Source organism: Hydrogenophaga sp. PAMC20947 (assembly GCF_004795855.1).
Taxonomy (GTDB): Bacteria; Pseudomonadota; Gammaproteobacteria; order Burkholderiales; family Burkholderiaceae_C; genus Hydrogenophaga.
The window spans coordinates 4,799,944-4,815,158 of record NZ_CP039252.1; the positions used below are offsets into that span (position 1 = coordinate 4,799,944).

Sequence of the window (15,215 nt, forward strand, 5' to 3'; positions counted from 1 at the left end):
ATTTTCAGTCGTTTCAAGTTCGATTTAGTCGATCTTCCATGACTCGGGTGAAATGGCAAACCACTGAACCCAACGGATGGACTGCACCCGCTTCAATGGACACCTGTGAGGGTCGAAAATGGAGCGGGTGAAGTCCACCAGCCCATGGCCCGTATTCGTTGGCCATGGTGGTCAAAATCGGATCGGCGCTGACAGGCGGGGCTTGTCAGCACCTCCCCCGGGCAGCACTTTCAGCAGCTCGCGCCAATTTCGACCCACCTACGTGTGCTCGCGCTGCTGAGGCGAGACGCAGAGCCGTCGAATGATGACCGCGGTGCGGGCAATAGCCACTCGTTCTGTTTCTTCGTCCATGAGCGCTGGCGAGTCCCTCCGCCAGCCATGGGCACAGATTCCGAAGCCCTGGGTGACCGAGTCTTGCGCTACCCAAGGGGTACGCTACAGAGCGCTGCCGCACACATTGAGGTTCAGTGGCAACTTGCGCTGCACAAAAGTCGCTCCAGCACCCGGCGATAGCCACATCGTGCGCTTTGCTTGACGTGCGGACCCATTCAGAAATCGGGTGCGCCGGTGATCTGGTTGACAACTTCGTGTGCTGCTTCATTGTGTTGGTCACCGCTGGTGACCGAAAACCCGCCACCCTCTTCTATGGTGAGCGCAAAGGACACCGCCAGGCGGCATCATCGCCGTTGCATTGAGGTTCAAGTGTCGCGAGGTTTTGAAACAGACCGCAGAAACTTGATAAACCTTGCGTCTCCAGCATAGGCCACGTTCACACGCAGCGCAGGAGAAGGTCCTTGGCGATCTGGATAGAAAACGGATCCGGGTGCCAGGAATATTCCTTGACTCGCGGCATGCCTGACGAGTTCAAGTTCGTCGCATTTCTTCGGAAGATCGACCCATAAGTAGTAGCCTCCCGGATCACTTGGGTGTACCTTGACCCCGGCACGCTCGAGTGCCTTTACCGCAGGGCCATGCGCCTCAGCGAGGCGAGCTTTCAGGCGGGTGATGTGCCGCCTGTACTGGCCCGCCGATATGAGTTGATGAACGACTCGTTCGACAAAATCCGAGGTGGATACAACAGTGACCATCTTGAGGTCGCAAAGCGCGGATATGCGTTCGGGCGCTCCTGCGATGTAGCCCACGCGCAGACCTGCCGAGAGGGTCTTGGAGAAGCTGCTCACATACAGCACCCTGTCCAGCTGATCCAGGGCTGCCAGGCGAGGTGCTGCCGCGGGCAGCAGGTCTGCAAATGGATCGTCTTCCACCACCAGGCAGTCATATTCAGCTGCAAGGCGCAGGAGCTTGTGAGCTTTCGGGAGGCTGATGGAACTGCCCGTCGGATTGTGTGCCAAGGATTGCGTAAAGAACACTTTGGGGCGGTGGAGTTTCATCAAGGCATGCAACGCCTCGAGGTCTGGGCCATCAGGCAACCTTGGCACGCCCAGCATGTGAGCCTTGGACAGTTTCAGTTTTCCAAACAGTGGGTAATAACCAGGCGCATCCACAAGCACCTTGTCACCCGGCTCAAGCAAGTGACGGATGATCAGATCGAGTGCGTGGTTGGCGCCTTGGGTGAGCAGAATCTGGCGGGCATGAACCTGAATGGAGCGTTCGCTGAGGAGGCGGACAACCGTCTCGCGCAGGGGTTGGTACCCCCAAGGCGTTCCGTAGCCGTGCTCGATGTCCGAGAGCCCTTCTGCCCGGGCACGTCGCAGGTGGCGACCCAACTCTGAGCCCTCCATCCAGCTGGGCGGTGGGCGTCCGTCACCCACTCGAACTTCATAGTGTTGTTCCAATTGTTCCCGCAGCAGCGAAACGACATCGACCGCTGCCGTCACATGGGGGGCGGGTGCCGCGGTCCATGTCCTCGGCATTTTCCGGACGAAGAAGCCCGAACCCGGACGAGACTCGAGGAACCCTCTGGCCACCAGTTGGTTGTAGGCCTCCACCACCGTATTGACCCCCAGCCCTTCTTTGTGAGCCGCGTCGCGCACCGAGCGCATGCGGGTGCCTGCGGGGAGGGTGTCTTGCTCGATGGCTTTTAGCAGCTTCGCGGTTAGCGTCTCGACCTTGCTGTCATCGGATCTTGTGGCCATGTTGCTTGCCTTGGTTAGGTGACTGTACCCATTGAAATATGGACACAGTTTTTTCAACTGTGTCCAAACTGTATCTGTAGATCGCGCACTTTGTCCATAGACTGAGTCCGGTTGCGATGATCCCCTTGGCAATTGAGCGAATGGGGCCACGTGATCAACAAAGAATCCACTCGCCTGGCGAGTTTGAAAAAAGATCTACGGAGACAAAACATGACCCAATCAAAACTGGCACGTCGTCAGATCCTCAAATCCGCCCTTGCATCCGCTGCCGCGGTAGGCGTTGCCGCGCCGCTGGCCGCACATGCCCAAGGTGCCACCGTGACCTGGCGCATGCAGGCGCTGTGGGACGGTGGCACCACCCCCCAGAAATTCGAGGAAAAGTTCGTTGCCCGCGTGGCCGAGCTGACGGGCGGGCGTTTCAAAATCAACCTGTTTTCGGCCGGCCAGATCGTGCCCGCTGCTCAGGCCTTTGACGCGGTTCGTGGTGGCGCCTTCGAAATGATGAAAACCTTTGACGGCTATGAAGCCGGCAAGATTCCTGCCTTCGCGTTCACCAGCACCATCCCATTTGGTTTTGCGGAGAGCGACGACTACGAAGCCTGGTTCTACGAGAAGGGCGGACTGGATCTGGTTCGCCAGGCCTATGCCCCGGCGGGACTGCACTACATCGCACCGACCGTTTACGGTCAAGAGCCGCTGCACTCGAAGGTGCCGATTCGGAAGATGGCCGATCTGGCCGGAAAGAAAGGGCGCTTTGTGGGGTTGGCGTCAGCGGTGATGGGTGCCATGGGCGTTTCGGTTACGCCACTGCCCACCGGGGAGGTGTACTCCGCACTCGACAAGGGCGTGATCGACATGGCCGACAGGGGTGACCTGACCGCCAACTTCGAAGCCGGTCTGGCCGAGGTTGCCAAATACGTGATCGTGCCCGGCTTCCATCAGCCCACCACCGCCACAGCCTACGTCGCCAATAAGGGGGCCTTCGAGAAGTTGCCAGTGGAATTCAAGGCCGCCTTGGCTGTGGCTGCTCGCGAGGTGTCTTCTGCGCTGCGCCAACACATTCTGGTGAACGACGCGAGCGTACTGGCCAAGTACGAAGCCAAGGGATGCGAAGTGATTCGTTTCAGTGCCGCCGACGTTGCCGCCGCACGCCCCAAAGCCATGGCTGCCTGGCGCACCGCGACCAAGGGAGATGCACTGGCGACCAAGATCCTGGACAGCCAGATCGCCTTCATGAAAGAGCTCGGCCTGCTGGCCTGATGTTCTAGGCCCGCACGCCGGCTTCGCCCAGAACTGGCGCGCTGGAGTTGCGGGCTGCACCACCGATTCTTCTCTGGAGCCTGTATGCCTGCTTGGCTGTCTGTCTCCACGTCGGCCATTACCACGCTCAATCGTTGGATCTTTCAGATCACGGTGTGGCTGATGGCGATCGTGGTTCCCGTGATGTTGTACGAGGTGGTGATGCGCTACCTCTTTGATGCGCCCACCGTTTGGGGCATGGAGCTGGCCGTGTTGCTCTTTGGCCCCTACTTCTTGCTCGGGGGCCCTTACCTCTTGCACTTGCGTGGCCATGTTGCACTGGACCTCGCACGTCAGCGCCTGAGCCTTGCCTGGCAGCGCCGTCTGGATTTGATCAATTTCCCGATCATCGTATTCTTTTGCGCGGTGTTGCTGTACTTCAGCGCCCCTTCTGCATTCAGCGCCTGGTCTTACCGGGAAACCAGCTTTTCTGCCTGGAACCCGCCGATTTGGCCCGCCAAACTCATGGTCCCGTTGGCGTTGGCGCTGATGTTGCTGCAGGCCTTGGTTGAATTCGTTCGCGTGTTGTTCAGGGCCCCTGATACTGCCGAGCAAAATCCCACTGAGGCTGCCCATCCATGAGCGCCAATGCCATCTTGCTGCTGATGTTCGGCAGCCTCACAGTGTTCATGCTCACCGGTTTGCCGATCGCCTTCGTCCTTGGCGGACTTTCGCTGCTCTTCACGGTCACGCTCTGGGAGCCCAACGCAGTTATCGTTTTGGTGCTTCAGATTTACGACACCATGAAGTCGGAGGCTTTGCTGGCCATTCCGCTGTTCATCCTGATGGCTTGCATCCTGCAGCGCTCCGGGGTGATCGAAGATCTGTACCGGGCCATGGAGCTCTGGTTTGGGCGAATCAAAGGTGGGTTGGCCATCGGTACCGTCATCATTTGCGTGGTCATGGCTGCCATGACAGGCGTGGTCGGCGCAGCAGTGACTGCCATGGGGATTCTTGCGCTGCCTGAAATGCTCAAGCGAGGTTACAAGCCCCAACTGGCTCTCGGCACCATCTGTGCCTCAGGTACGCTGGGCATTCTGATCCCGCCATCGGTCCTGACCATCGTTTACGCGGTCACGGCGCAGATTTCCATTGGGCAGATGTTGATCGCTGGGTTGATTCCGGGCTTGATCCTGGCCAGTCTCTACATTGGATACATCGTGGTGGTCGGATGGTTGCGGCCCGAATGGGTGCCGCTGGACCCGAACATGCAGGCCGTGCCGCTGAAGGCCAAGCTGCTGGCCCTGAAGGCGTTGGCTTTCCCTTCCATGTTGATCGTGATGATTCTGGGATCGATCTTCTTTGGTGTGGCCACACCCACGGAGTCTGCGGCGGTTGGCGTGGCCGGCGCCATGATCCCGGCCCTGCTCAAACGGCGACTCAACCTGGGCATGTTGCGTGCCAGTGGTGTCGATTCCCTGAAGGCCACGTCGATGATCTTGTGGATCACGCTTGGTGCGAAGGCTTATGTGGCGATATTCACAGGTCTCGGTGGCGCGGACACTTTGCTTGAATTCATCAAGGGTCTGGAAGTCAACCGCTGGTTCATTCTCGGCGCCATGATGCTCTTGCTGGTCTTTCTCGGCACAGTTCTTGACGAGCTCGGCATCATTCTCCTCACCGTACCGGTGTTCTTGCCCATCGTGCGTTTGCTGGGATTTGATGAGCTCTGGTTCGGTGTGCTGTACGCGATCACCATCCAGATGGGCTATATCAGCCCGCCCTTTGGCTACACGTTGTTCTACATCAAGGGCACCTTGCCAAAGCACATCGGCATGGACCTGGTCTACAAGGGCGTGATCCCCTTCTTCATCCTGCAGTTTGTTGGCTTGCTGATCTGCGCTGCCTTCCCCGACCTGGTCACCTACCTGCCGCGCCTGATGGCCGAACGCTGAGTTCACTCTTTCAATTTCATAGGACATCCCATGGACACCCATGCTCCGAGCAGCCGCATTGGCGGTTTCCACAAATTCAACGTGGCCCAGCGGATCGATAGCGTTGCAAAGTTTGCGCAACTGGATGACGCTGACAAGGCCTTGTTGCAGAACACCGGCAATCTGCCTGCAGAGCTGGCCGATCACCTCATTGAAAACTTCATCGGCACCATGAACATTCCGGTGGGCATTGCCACCAACATGAAGATTGATGGGCATGACCGCCTGATTCCCATGGCCACTGAAGAGTCTTCCGTGGTGGCTGCTGTGTGCAACGCGGCGCGCCAGTGCTACGACAACGGAGGCTTTGTTACTTCCATGTCGGGTACCGAAATGATTGCGCAAATCCAGCTTACACAGGTTCCTGATCCGCAACATGCTCGCTTGAAGATCCTCGAGCGCAAAGAAACTATTCGAGAAATGTGCGATGCCTGCGACCCGATTTTGGTCAAGCTCGGCGGCGGCTTTCGCGATCTTGAAGTGCGCGTGTTGGATACCCGAGGTGGCACCATGGTGGTCACCCATCTCATTGTCGATACCCGGGACGCGATGGGGGCCAACGCGGTCAACACCATGGCCGAACGCATCGCGCCGCACATTGCCGAATGGACGCTAGGAAAAAGCAACCTGCGCATCTTGTCCAATCTGGCTGACCGGCGTTTGGCCCGTGCTCGCTGTACCTGGCGTTTGGCCGACATCGGTGGCGCCGAAGTGCGCGACGCCATGGTGGCCGCCTACCACTTTGCAGAAGCCGACCCTTACCGTGCGGCGACACACAACAAGGGCATCATGAACGGTATCAGTGCCGTGGTGATGGCCACCGGCAACGACACTCGGGCGGTTGAAGCCGGCGCCCACGCCTATGCCGCTCGCAGTGGTCGCTATTCCAGCCTCTCGACATGGGAGGTGTCGGCTGAAGGAGACCTGGTCGGCTCCATTGAAATCCCCATGGCTGTTGGCCTGGTGGGTGGTGCGACCAAACTTCACCCCTGTGCCAAAGTGGCGCTCAAGGTTCTCAATGCGAAAACGGCAGAGGATCTTGCTCGCGTTATAGCTGCGGTGGGGCTTGCCCAGAACTTCTCGGCGATGAAGGCGCTGGCGACCACCGGTATCCAGAAAGGGCACATGTCGCTACATTCGCAGAACATTGCCATGATGGCAGGAGCTTTAGGGGAAGAAATAGACCTTGTAGCCCGCGTATTGGTTGAGCTCGGGACAGTGCGTCTGGATGTTGCTGAGGAAGAGCTTAGACGGTTCCGATCAGCAAGAGTTTGATGTCCGCTGGCTCCAGACATTCGAAACTGACGACTGAATGCTCGCGAGTGCCGCAACCTGTCATTCCCCCTGCAGGGTTTCAAGCGGCAGCTTGACCACACACTCCGGTCGTTCAGCCGATGTCGCTCAAGCCAAGTACCGGGATAGACTGGTCACGCAAGGGCTGAGCTGGTGCTCCCCAATCGGTATCGATTTACATCTTCAATCAATGGGTGATGTGTCCACCCACGCGCTTGCGGTTTCAATGCGCAACTGCAAATTCAATCGCTGGGCTAGAGTATCTGCCGCCCCCTGTAGGGGACCGTCGTTTTGAATGGCGATGTGGTTCGAGGGGAGCGCCAGGCTGACTTCGCGCTGGAGCCGCGCTGCGATAGCCGGGAGCTTTTCTCGCCCGCGTGCTGCCAGGCGCTGGGCGAGCACGTGGGGCGGAGCGCTGATATGCACCACGGTGGCTTCGGGCCACTGGGTAAGCAATGTGGGCAAATGCCCGCGCGAGCCGTTGACGAACACGCAGCGCCCTTGATCCAGCGCTGCAAGCTCGTTGGCGCGCACGCCATAGCGCAGCTCGTTGGCTTCCCAATGCAGGCCAAACGCTCCTTGCGCTCGAAGCCGATCAAACGTCGCCACGTCCACGGTTTCATGTTGCTCTCCGCCGGGTTGCGCCGGGCGCGTGATGGTGCGGCGCGCCCAGTGCGCTTTGGCGGCGCCCGGCCATGTTTGTCGCAAGGTGTGGAGCACGCTGTCTTTGCCCGCGCCTGAGGGGCCGATGATGTAGATCAGGCACTGGCTCATGTGGGAAATCCGGTTTGTTTCCAGAGCACGAAGTCGGCGCCGGGGGTGGGTTCCACAAAAATGGACAGGCAGTCCATTCGCAAGGGAGGCCGGCGGTTGAAGCGCTCGGCAGCCGCGCTCACCAGGCGATCCACAGTTTCATCAGGCGCGGCATTCAGATCGCCCGTCAGCGAAAAATGAAAACGAAACTGGTCCAACACCCACGGGTAGCCCCAGGCGAGCATCAGCGCATCTTGCTCTGGCGTGAGCCCGGAGGCGCGGCGGCGCTTCTTTTCTGCGGATGTCAAAGGGGCCGCCAGGGACTGCAATCGGGTCACGCTTTCCGCGGCCAGGCGATCCAACTCAGGCGAAGGATTCTCCGGGCGCAAGGCGAGAAACCGTCCCATGCGCACCACTTGCAAGTCGGGCAGATCAAAGGCCTTTTGCGTGGTGCACAGGGCCGCAACCGCATGGCGCAGTTGCTCCAGGTCCACGCCTTCGGCCAGACGAAAGGGTGCCTTGAGCGTGGCGTGCCAGCCATAGCGGCGCGGTTCGGCGGTGAGGTGGTGCTGGGTGGCCGCGTCCACACCTTTGATTTCCGGCTGGGGCTGGTCTTGGTGCCTGAGCGCGCAGCGGCCTAGCCATTCGCTGCCCATGGCCCACCAGGGTGATTCGATATCGGGTGCGGCGTAAATGGCCACGCGGTGGGGCTTGTCGGTCGGGCTATTGGCCATGGTCGTGATCCACGGTGAGGGTGACCCGATCACCGGCAAACCAGGTGCGGGCGTATTCGATGGGTACGCCGTCGACATCGACATTCACGCTGCTCACGTAGAGGGCCGGTCGGGTGGCGGGTTGGCGCAATTGACTCGCCACTTCTGCCGTGGGCATGCGGGCGCTGATGCGGCTCTGACGCCGCGTGTAGTCGGCCACACCCAGCGCCGCAAAAGCCTGGGTGATGGAGCCGGTCTGGCGCAGGTGATCGTCCAGAGCCGAAAAACGGGGCAGTGGGAAATAGCGGTCACTGAAATGCAAAGGCTGGCCACCGCCATCGCCGAGCACTTGCAGGTGCAGCACGGTCAGGCCGGTCTTGATCTCCAGCGCTTTGGCCACATCGGCCTTGGCCCGGATGGCGGTCGAGGCCAGCAAGCGCATGCCGCCCGGCAGGCCCACTTGGGCCAGGCTCTGCCGGTGGCGCGTGCGCTTGCTCAACATCAGGTCGACCGCGAACTCTTCCACATAGGTCCCGCTGCCTTGCGTCGAGCGCACGAGCCCTAGCTGCCCCAGGCTGGCCAGCGAGCGCCGGATGGTGTGGCGGTTGACGCCGAATTGCTCGGCCAGGAAATGCTCGGAAGGCAGGCGTTGGCCAGGGCCGTAGGTGCCCCGGCCAATGGCGTCGGCGAGCTCGTTGGTGATGCGGGCCCAGAAACTTTGTTCGGGGTCGGGCAGGGCAAATGCAGAGGTGATGGTTTTTGTCATGAAAGGGACACGGAGGTTGCCTAAGCTGGTGATCAACAACAAGTTGTCTACACAAATCCAAGACTACCACCGAGATGTTTCACTCATTTGACAATGCCGGCCCCAACCGGTCCACCCCCCGCCCCGAATGGATGGCGCTGCTGGCGCGGGCACCCGTTGCCTTGCTGGAAAGCGTGCTGGCCGATCAGCCCGCGCCAACGCTGCAATGGCTGCGCCGGCCCGAGACCGGCCTCTACATGGTGCAAGGCCGCGCGGGCGGCACAGGCGAGCGCTTTAACCTGGGCGAGATCACGGTGACGCGCTGTGCCTTGCGGGCCCACGCAGACGACGGCGCTTCGGTGGGCGTGGCCTATGTCAAAGGGCGCAACCACCGCCAGGCCCAGCTGGCCGCGCTGGCCGATGCGCTCTTGCAAGACGCTGGGCAATACGACGCGCTCGAACAGGCTTTGCTGGGCCCCGTGCGCCAGCACCTGGCCGAGCAAAAAGCCCTTCGCGCCACACGGGCCCGCTCGACCACGGTGGACTTTTTCACCGTGGCGCGCGAAACCGGAACCGATCAAGACGAAGAGGAGGTCGCCGAATGAACGCCGATCAATTGCAACAGGTGCGCCCGGGCTTTCACGACGCGGCGCTGGGCAGCCAGGCGGTGTTTCGGGTGGCGCTGCAAGCGCTGTCGCATCCAGGGCGCGTGCTGGACATGCCCGCGGTGGCCGAGTTGCCGCGCTACGGCCAAAGTGCGGCCGCGCTGCTGTTGCTGGCCTTGCTCGACAGCGATTGCGCGCTGTGGCTCTCGCCCTCACTGGCCAATTCCGACGCCGCCACCTGGTTGCGTTTTCACACCGGGTGCCAGTGCGTGACAGCGTCCGAACAGGCGAGCTTCTTGTGGGTCGCGGCGGGCGACGCCATGCCCGTCCTGCACACCCTGAACCTAGGCACCGACGAATACCCCGACCAGTCCGCCACCTGCGTTATCGAGACAGGCGGCCTGGCGAACACAGGGCCCAGCGCCTGGCAGCTGCAAGGGCCAGGCATCGCCGATGTTCAGCCGTTGAATGCCGCTGGGTTGCCGGATGCATTCGAAGCCCAATGGGCCCAGAACCAGGCCGCATTTCCGCGCGGCGCTGATGTGTTTCTGACCACCGTCACGCAGGTGGCGGGCTTGCCGCGCACCACGCGCATCTCAACTTCTGTGGATGCCTGAACCATGTACGTGGCCGTCAAAGGCGGGGAAACCGCCATTCTCAACAGCTACCAGTTGCTGGCCGGGCAGCGGCGGGGCAACACCGCCTTGCCCGAACTGAGCGTGGCGCAAATCTGCGAGCAGATGAAGCTCGCGGTGGACCGGGTGATGACCGAAGGTTCGGTGTACGACCCTGAGCTGGCCGCGCTCGCGATCAAGCAGGCGAGTGGCGATCTGGTCGAGGCCATCTTTCTGCTGCGCGCTTACCGCGCCACGTTGCCCCGCCTCGGCGATACGCGGCCACTGGAGACCGGCCAGATGCAGCCAGACCGCCGCATCTCCGCCACCTTCAAAGACCTGCCCGGCGGGCAGATTCTCGGCCCCACCTATGACTACACCCAGCGCTTGCTCGACTTCACGCTGCTGGCCCAAGGCAACATTTCGCCCGAGCAGAAAGCCGCGATCCACGCCGCTCAAAGTCCCGCACCCCGCGTGGTGGATCTCCTCAATCAGGAAGGCCTGATCGAAACCCACCCCATGCCCGAAGGCGACCCGGCCCCGGTGGACCTCACCCGCGAGCCACTGCGTTTTCCCGCCTCGCGCGCCACGCGTTTGCAAAACCTCGCGCGCGGCGACGAAGGCTTCCTGTTGGCGATCGCCTATTCGACCCAGCGCGGCTATTCGCACAGCCATCCTTTCGTGGGCGAAATTCGCCTGGGCCAGGTGGCCGTGGAACTGCAGCCCGAAGAGCTGGACTTCCCGCTCTCGATCGGTGACATCGAAATCACCGAGTGCGAAATGGTCAACCAGTTTGCGGGCAGCAAAACCGAGCCGCCGAAGTTCACACGCGGCTACGGTCTGGCCTTCGGCCACAGCGAACGCAAGGCCATGGCCATGAGCTTGGTGGACCGTGCCTTGCGCGCCGACGAGCTGGGCGAAGCGGTGGAGTCACCGGCGCAGATGCAGGAGTTTGTGCTCTCCCACAGCGACAGCCTGGAGGCATCGGGCTTTGTGCAGCATTTGAAGCTGCCGCATTACGTGGACTTTCAGTCTGAGCTTGAGCTGGTGCGCCGTATGCGCGCTCAGGCCGCTGCATCGGCCGACACCGCAACGATCTCAATGCCGGAGGACGCCGCATGAACGCCCCCATCGATCCCATGCTGCTGGAAAGCGCCACGCCTTTCGACGCCAGCGAGACCGGCGTGAACTACGCCTACCTCGACGAGCGCACCAAGCGCATGATCCGCCGCGCCCTGCTCAAGGCGGTGGCCATTCCCGGTTACCAGGTGCCCTTCGGCTCACGCGAAATGCCTTTGCCTTACGGCTGGGGCACCGGCGGTATTCAGGTCACCGCCGCCGTGATCGGCCCGGACGACACCTTGAAGGTGATCGACCAGGGCTCGGACGACACGGTCAATGCGGTGAACATCCGCCGCTTCTTTCAGCGCACCACCCACGTGCCGGTGACCACCCGCACCCGCGAGGCCACGCTGATCCAGACCCGCCACCGCATTCCGGAAACGCCGCTGGTGGAAGGGCAGGTGCTGGTGTACCAAGTGCCGGTGCCCGAGCCCATGCAGCGGCTGGAGCCGCGCGAAACCGAAACGCGCACGCTGCATGCGCTGGCCGAATACGGCCTGATGCACGTGAAGCTCTATGAAGACATCGCGCGCTACGGCCACATCGCCACCACTTACGACTACCCCGTGATGGTGAACCACCGTTACCTGATGTCGCCCTCACCCATTCCCAAATTCGACAACCCCAAGATGCACATGAATCCAGCCTTGCAGCTCTTTGGCGCAGGCCGCGAAAAGCGCATCTATGCTGTGCCGCCCTACACGCCCGTGGAAAGCCTGGGCTTCGAAGACCATCCGTTCGAAATCCAGAAGTGGGATGCGGCCTGTGCGCTGTGCGGCGCAAAAGACACGTTTCTGGACGAGGTCATCACCGACGATGCCGGTGGCCGGATGCATGTGTGCTCCGACTCCGACTTCTGCCAGGAACAGCAGGACCGCCAATCGGCCATTTTCGACCTAGGGTCAGCCGCATGACGACCCAGATCCGGCAGGCCACCGAGAGCGATCTCGGCGATGTACTGGCCCTGTACGCACAACCTGCCATGGACGATGGCCAGGTGATGGACCTTGCTTCGGCGCAACAGGTGTTCGGCGAATTCGCGCGCTATCCCAACTACCGCCTGTTCGTGGCCTGCGGTGCGCAAGAGCAGGTGCTGGGCAGTTATGCGCTGCTGATCATGCCCAACCTGGCCCACCGCGGCACGCCGTCGGCGGTGGTCGAAGACGTGGTGGTGAGCCCTCAGCACCAGGGCCAGGGCATCGGTCGCCAGATGATGAAACACGCCATGCGCCTGGCGCACGAGGCCGGTTGCTACAAGCTGGCGCTGTCTTCCAACATCAAACGGGCCAACGCACACGCTTTCTACCACTCGCTCGATTTTCGCAACCACGGCGTGAGTTTCAGCGTCGAGATCTGACATGAGCACACCGATCAAAAGCCATCCCTCTCCCTTGCTGCGCGTGCGCAGCGTCTCCAAACGCTTTGGCCAGCAAGTGGCCTTGCACGAGGCTTCATTCGAACTCTGGCCCGGCGAAGTCGTGGCCATCGTGGGCGAATCGGGCTCGGGCAAAAGCACCCTGCTCAACACACTGGCCGCCCGCGCCCGGCCCGACAGCGGGCAGATCGAATTCCTGGGGCGCGACGGCGAAATGCGCGATGTGCATGCCATGAGCCAGGCCCAGCAGCGTTTGCTGGCGCGCACCGAATGGGGCTTTGTGCACCAGCACGCGGCCGATGGCCTGCGCATGGACGTGTCGGCCGGCGCCAACGTGGGCGAGCGGCTGATGAGCCTGGGTCAGCGCCACTACGGCCAACTGCGCACCACCGCCGAAGAATGGTTGCGCCGGGTCGAGATCGACCCCATCCGCATCGATGACGCGCCGCGCACGTTCTCCGGCGGCATGCGCCAGCGCCTGCAAATCGCCCGCAACCTTGTGACCCAGCCCAGGCTGGTGTTCATGGACGAACCGACCTCGGGGCTCGATGTGTCGGTGCAGGCGCGCCTGCTCGATCTGCTGCGCCAGCTGACTCAACAGATGGACATGGCCGTGGTCATCGTTACCCACGACCTCGCCGTGGCGCGTTTGCTGGCCCACCGCATGGTGGTGATGCAGCGCGGCCGTGTGGTCGAAACCGGCCTCACCGATCAGCTACTCGACGATCCCCAACACCCCTACACCCAATTGCTGGTGTCTTCTGTATTGCAACCATGAACGATCCCATTCTTCACATGCAAGGCGTGGCCAAGCGCTTCACGCTGCACCACCAAAACGGCGCCGAATTGCGCGTGCTCGAGCGGGTCAACCTCGACTTGCACGCGGGCGAATGCCTGGTGCTCGACGGTCCATCGGGCATGGGTAAAAGTACCTTGCTCAAACTGGTCTATGCGAACTACCGCGCCAGCGAGGGCCACATCGCAGTGCGCGAGTCCAACGGCGACACCCTGGATATCACTCACGCCGACCCGCGTGAGCTCGTGCGCATGCGGCGCGACACGGTGGGCTATGTGAGCCAGTTCCTGCGCGTGATCCCGCGCGTGGGGGCACTCGATGTGGTGGCCGAGCCCTTGCTGGAACCGATGCACCGCGATGCAGATGCGCTGGAAGCGGCCCGTGAGGCGGCGCGCCACTGGCTGACGCGCCTGCGCATTCCGGAGCGCCTGTGGTCATTGCCCCCAGCCACATTTTCGGGTGGCGAGCAACAACGCATCAACATCGCTCGCAGCCTGATCAAGCCACGCCCTCTGTTGTTGCTCGACGAACCCACAGCGTCGCTCGACAAAGCCAATACCCATACCGTGATTGAACTGATCAACGAGGCCGTTGCGCACGGGGCAGCGCTCATGGGCATCTTTCACGACCCCGAGGTGGGCGCCGCTGTAGCGACTCGCCGGATAGATGTTGCCCAATTCAGGAGCGCCGCATGACCGCAACCGTTTTCCGCAATGCGCGCGTGGTGCTCGCCGACCAGGTGGTGCATGGCAGCGTTGCCACACGCGATGGCCTGATCGCCTCGATCGACAGCGGCTCAGGCGAGGTGGGGCACGACATGCAAGGCGACTTTTTGCTACCGGGCCTGGTGGAAATCCATACCGACAATTTCGAACGCCACCTGATGCCACGCCCCAAGGTGCAATGGGCGGAAATGCCCGCGCTGCTGGCGCACGACGCCGAGGTGGCTGCCGCAGGTATCACCACCGTGTTCGATGCGCTGGGCGTTGGCGACGCCGACCCCGACAGCCTGCGCGGCAGCACTTGGCACGGCGTGCTCGACACGATCGACACCTGCGCTCGCGAAGGCCTGCTGCGCGCCGATCACCACCTGCATGTGCGCTGCGAGCTGCCCGCACCCAACACCATCGATTTGTTCGAGCCCTTTCACGGGCACCAGCGCCTCTCGCTGATTTCGCTCATGGACCACACACCCGGCCAGCGCCAGTGGGAAGACATCGAGCAGGCTCGCGTGTACTACACCGGAAAAAAGGGCTGGAGCCTGGAGAAGTTTTTGCACCAGGTTGAATGGGCGGCGGAGCTGCAAGCGCGCTACGCCGAGCCGCACCGCCAGTACTTTGTGGACCACTGCCGCGAACACAGCATCGCGCTGGCCAGCCACGACGACACCACCGAAGCCCACGTGGTGCAGGCGCATAGTGAAGGCGCCAGTGTGAGCGAATTTCCCACCACCGTGGTGGCCGCGAAGGCGGCGCGTGCGCGCGGGCTGTTTACTGTGATGGGCGGGCCCAACGTGGTGCGCGGCGGATCGCACTCGGGCAACGTGGCCGCCGCCGAACTGGCGCGCATGGGCCTGCTCGACATTCTGTCGTCCGACTACGTGCCGGGCAGCTTGCTGAGCGCCGTGGTGCGCCTGGTAAACGACGGCATTCTGGACATGCCCTCGGCGGTGAATACCGTGAGCCGTAACCCGGCAAAAGCCTGTGGCCTGAACGACAGGGGCGAGATTGCTCCAGGCCTTCGTGCCGATCTGGTGCAAATGCGTTTGGTTAAGTTGCCCAACGGCCAGCAGCAGGCGGTGGTGCGCAGCGTCTGGCGCGAAGGCCAACGCGTTCTCTGACCCATAAACCTCGCTTTGACGCGCAATCTT

General features: G+C 61.9%; 16 protein-coding genes. 12 read left to right on the forward strand and 4 right to left on the reverse strand.

All coding sequences use genetic code 11. The features are described 5' to 3' along the window. Positions 1-698 precede the first annotated feature (698 nt). Positions 699-2,096 carry a PLP-dependent aminotransferase family protein gene (locus E5678_RS21935; protein WP_136180503.1) on the reverse strand — a complete coding sequence of 466 codons (1,398 nt, stop codon included), beginning with the start codon at positions 2,094-2,096 and terminating at the stop codon, positions 699-701. A gap of 210 nt (positions 2,097-2,306) precedes the next feature. Between E5678_RS21935 and dctP the strand changes: the two genes are divergently transcribed. The 4 genes from dctP (at position 2,307) to E5678_RS21955 (ending at position 6,604) form a co-directional block, all read left to right on the forward strand. Continuing rightward, on the forward strand, positions 2,307-3,356 hold the full coding sequence (gene dctP / locus E5678_RS21940; RefSeq protein ID WP_136180504.1) for a TRAP transporter substrate-binding protein DctP: 1,050 nt from the start codon (positions 2,307-2,309) through the stop codon (positions 3,354-3,356). An 84-nt stretch (positions 3,357-3,440) separates the two neighbouring features. Continuing rightward, positions 3,441-3,977 (forward strand): TRAP transporter small permease subunit, encoded by a 537-nt coding sequence (locus E5678_RS21945; RefSeq protein WP_136180505.1) that lies wholly within the window; start codon positions 3,441-3,443, stop codon positions 3,975-3,977. Next, positions 3,974-5,290, forward strand: a complete 1,317-nt coding sequence (locus E5678_RS21950; protein WP_136180506.1) for a TRAP transporter large permease subunit — start codon at positions 3,974-3,976, stop codon at positions 5,288-5,290. Before E5678_RS21945 ends, E5678_RS21950 begins: the two co-directional genes overlap by 4 nt. A gap of 30 nt (positions 5,291-5,320) precedes the next feature. Then, positions 5,321-6,604 (forward strand): hydroxymethylglutaryl-CoA reductase, degradative, encoded by a 1,284-nt coding sequence (locus E5678_RS21955; protein WP_136180507.1) that lies wholly within the window; start codon positions 5,321-5,323, stop codon positions 6,602-6,604. Positions 6,605-6,805: 201 nt separating this feature from the next. On the opposite strand, the gene phnN is transcribed toward E5678_RS21955, so the two are convergent. Genes phnN through phnF form a run of 3 tightly spaced genes read right to left on the reverse strand, consistent with a single transcriptional unit; the run spans position 6,806 to position 8,854 of the window. Then, entirely contained in the window at positions 6,806-7,396 is a 591-nt protein-coding gene (phnN, locus tag E5678_RS21960; RefSeq protein ID WP_136180508.1) for a phosphonate metabolism protein/1,5-bisphosphokinase (PRPP-forming) PhnN, read from the reverse strand. After that, complete coding sequence (locus E5678_RS21965; protein ID WP_136180509.1) at positions 7,393-8,109, reverse strand: DUF1045 domain-containing protein; 717 nt, start codon at positions 8,107-8,109, stop codon at positions 7,393-7,395. The genes phnN and E5678_RS21965 overlap by 4 nt, the downstream gene beginning before the upstream one ends. Further along, positions 8,099-8,854, reverse strand: coding sequence for a phosphonate metabolism transcriptional regulator PhnF (gene phnF, locus E5678_RS21970; RefSeq protein ID WP_136180510.1), 756 nt, complete (start codon positions 8,852-8,854; stop codon positions 8,099-8,101). Before phnF ends, E5678_RS21965 begins: the two co-directional genes overlap by 11 nt. A gap of 74 nt (positions 8,855-8,928) precedes the next feature. Here phnF and phnG point away from each other — a divergent pair, with 74 nt between their 5' ends. From phnG to E5678_RS22010, 8 genes are read left to right on the forward strand one after another with little or no spacing between them, the layout of a single operon-like run. Next, on the forward strand, positions 8,929-9,438 hold the full coding sequence (gene phnG / locus E5678_RS21975) for a phosphonate C-P lyase system protein PhnG (protein WP_136180511.1): 510 nt from the start codon (positions 8,929-8,931) through the stop codon (positions 9,436-9,438). Beyond that, positions 9,435-10,055: a phosphonate C-P lyase system protein PhnH gene (gene phnH / locus E5678_RS21980; protein ID WP_136180512.1), complete on the forward strand. Its 621-nt coding sequence runs from the start codon at positions 9,435-9,437 to the stop codon at positions 10,053-10,055. The genes phnG and phnH overlap by 4 nt, the downstream gene beginning before the upstream one ends. A 3-nt stretch (positions 10,056-10,058) precedes the next feature. Beyond that, positions 10,059-11,174 carry a carbon-phosphorus lyase complex subunit PhnI gene (locus tag E5678_RS21985; protein WP_136180513.1) on the forward strand — a complete coding sequence of 372 codons (1,116 nt, stop codon included), beginning with the start codon at positions 10,059-10,061 and terminating at the stop codon, positions 11,172-11,174. Next, positions 11,171-12,088, forward strand: a complete 918-nt coding sequence (locus E5678_RS21990; RefSeq protein WP_136180514.1) for an alpha-D-ribose 1-methylphosphonate 5-phosphate C-P-lyase PhnJ — start codon at positions 11,171-11,173, stop codon at positions 12,086-12,088. Before E5678_RS21985 ends, E5678_RS21990 begins: the two co-directional genes overlap by 4 nt. Then, entirely contained in the window at positions 12,085-12,531 is a 447-nt protein-coding gene (locus E5678_RS21995) for a GNAT family N-acetyltransferase (RefSeq protein ID WP_136180515.1), read from the forward strand. Before E5678_RS21990 ends, E5678_RS21995 begins: the two co-directional genes overlap by 4 nt. Before the next feature lies 1 nt (position 12,532). Then, positions 12,533-13,327 carry a phosphonate C-P lyase system protein PhnK gene (phnK, locus tag E5678_RS22000; RefSeq protein ID WP_136180516.1) on the forward strand — a complete coding sequence of 265 codons (795 nt, stop codon included), beginning with the start codon at positions 12,533-12,535 and terminating at the stop codon, positions 13,325-13,327. Next, positions 13,324-14,040, forward strand: a complete 717-nt coding sequence (phnL, locus tag E5678_RS22005) for a phosphonate C-P lyase system protein PhnL (RefSeq protein ID WP_136180517.1) — start codon at positions 13,324-13,326, stop codon at positions 14,038-14,040. The genes phnK and phnL overlap by 4 nt, the downstream gene beginning before the upstream one ends. Beyond that, entirely contained in the window at positions 14,037-15,185 is a 1,149-nt protein-coding gene (locus E5678_RS22010; RefSeq protein WP_136180518.1) for an alpha-D-ribose 1-methylphosphonate 5-triphosphate diphosphatase, read from the forward strand. The genes phnL and E5678_RS22010 overlap by 4 nt, the downstream gene beginning before the upstream one ends. Positions 15,186-15,215: the final 30 nt, after the last annotated feature.

What these genes read in the sequence shown, in the direction of transcription:
- E5678_RS21945 (WP_136180505.1), top strand. Translation starts at nt 3,441, where the DNA reads ATGCCTGCTTGGCTGTCTGTCTCCACGTCGGCCATTACCACGCTCAAT.
- phnK (WP_136180516.1), top strand. Translation starts at nt 12,533, where the DNA reads ATGAGCACACCGATCAAAAGCCATCCCTCTCCCTTGCTGCGCGTGCGC.
- phnH (WP_136180512.1), top strand. Translation starts at nt 9,435, where the DNA reads ATGAACGCCGATCAATTGCAACAGGTGCGCCCGGGCTTTCACGACGCG.
- E5678_RS21995 (WP_136180515.1), top strand. Translation starts at nt 12,085, where the DNA reads ATGACGACCCAGATCCGGCAGGCCACCGAGAGCGATCTCGGCGATGTA.
- E5678_RS21950 (WP_136180506.1), top strand. Translation starts at nt 3,974, where the DNA reads ATGAGCGCCAATGCCATCTTGCTGCTGATGTTCGGCAGCCTCACAGTG.
- E5678_RS21955 (WP_136180507.1), top strand. Translation starts at nt 5,321, where the DNA reads ATGGACACCCATGCTCCGAGCAGCCGCATTGGCGGTTTCCACAAATTC.
- E5678_RS21985 (WP_136180513.1), top strand. Translation starts at nt 10,059, where the DNA reads ATGTACGTGGCCGTCAAAGGCGGGGAAACCGCCATTCTCAACAGCTAC.
- E5678_RS21965 (WP_136180509.1), bottom strand. Translation starts at nt 8,109, where the DNA reads ATGGCCAATAGCCCGACCGACAAGCCCCACCGCGTGGCCATTTACGCC.
- phnN (WP_136180508.1), bottom strand. Translation starts at nt 7,396, where the DNA reads ATGAGCCAGTGCCTGATCTACATCATCGGCCCCTCAGGCGCGGGCAAA.
- phnG (WP_136180511.1), top strand. Translation starts at nt 8,929, where the DNA reads ATGTTTCACTCATTTGACAATGCCGGCCCCAACCGGTCCACCCCCCGC.
- phnF (WP_136180510.1), bottom strand. Translation starts at nt 8,854, where the DNA reads ATGACAAAAACCATCACCTCTGCATTTGCCCTGCCCGACCCCGAACAA.
- dctP (WP_136180504.1), top strand. Translation starts at nt 2,307, where the DNA reads ATGACCCAATCAAAACTGGCACGTCGTCAGATCCTCAAATCCGCCCTT.
- phnL (WP_136180517.1), top strand. Translation starts at nt 13,324, where the DNA reads ATGAACGATCCCATTCTTCACATGCAAGGCGTGGCCAAGCGCTTCACG.
- E5678_RS22010 (WP_136180518.1), top strand. Translation starts at nt 14,037, where the DNA reads ATGACCGCAACCGTTTTCCGCAATGCGCGCGTGGTGCTCGCCGACCAG.
- E5678_RS21935 (WP_136180503.1), bottom strand. Translation starts at nt 2,096, where the DNA reads ATGGCCACAAGATCCGATGACAGCAAGGTCGAGACGCTAACCGCGAAG.
- E5678_RS21990 (WP_136180514.1), top strand. Translation starts at nt 11,171, where the DNA reads ATGAACGCCCCCATCGATCCCATGCTGCTGGAAAGCGCCACGCCTTTC.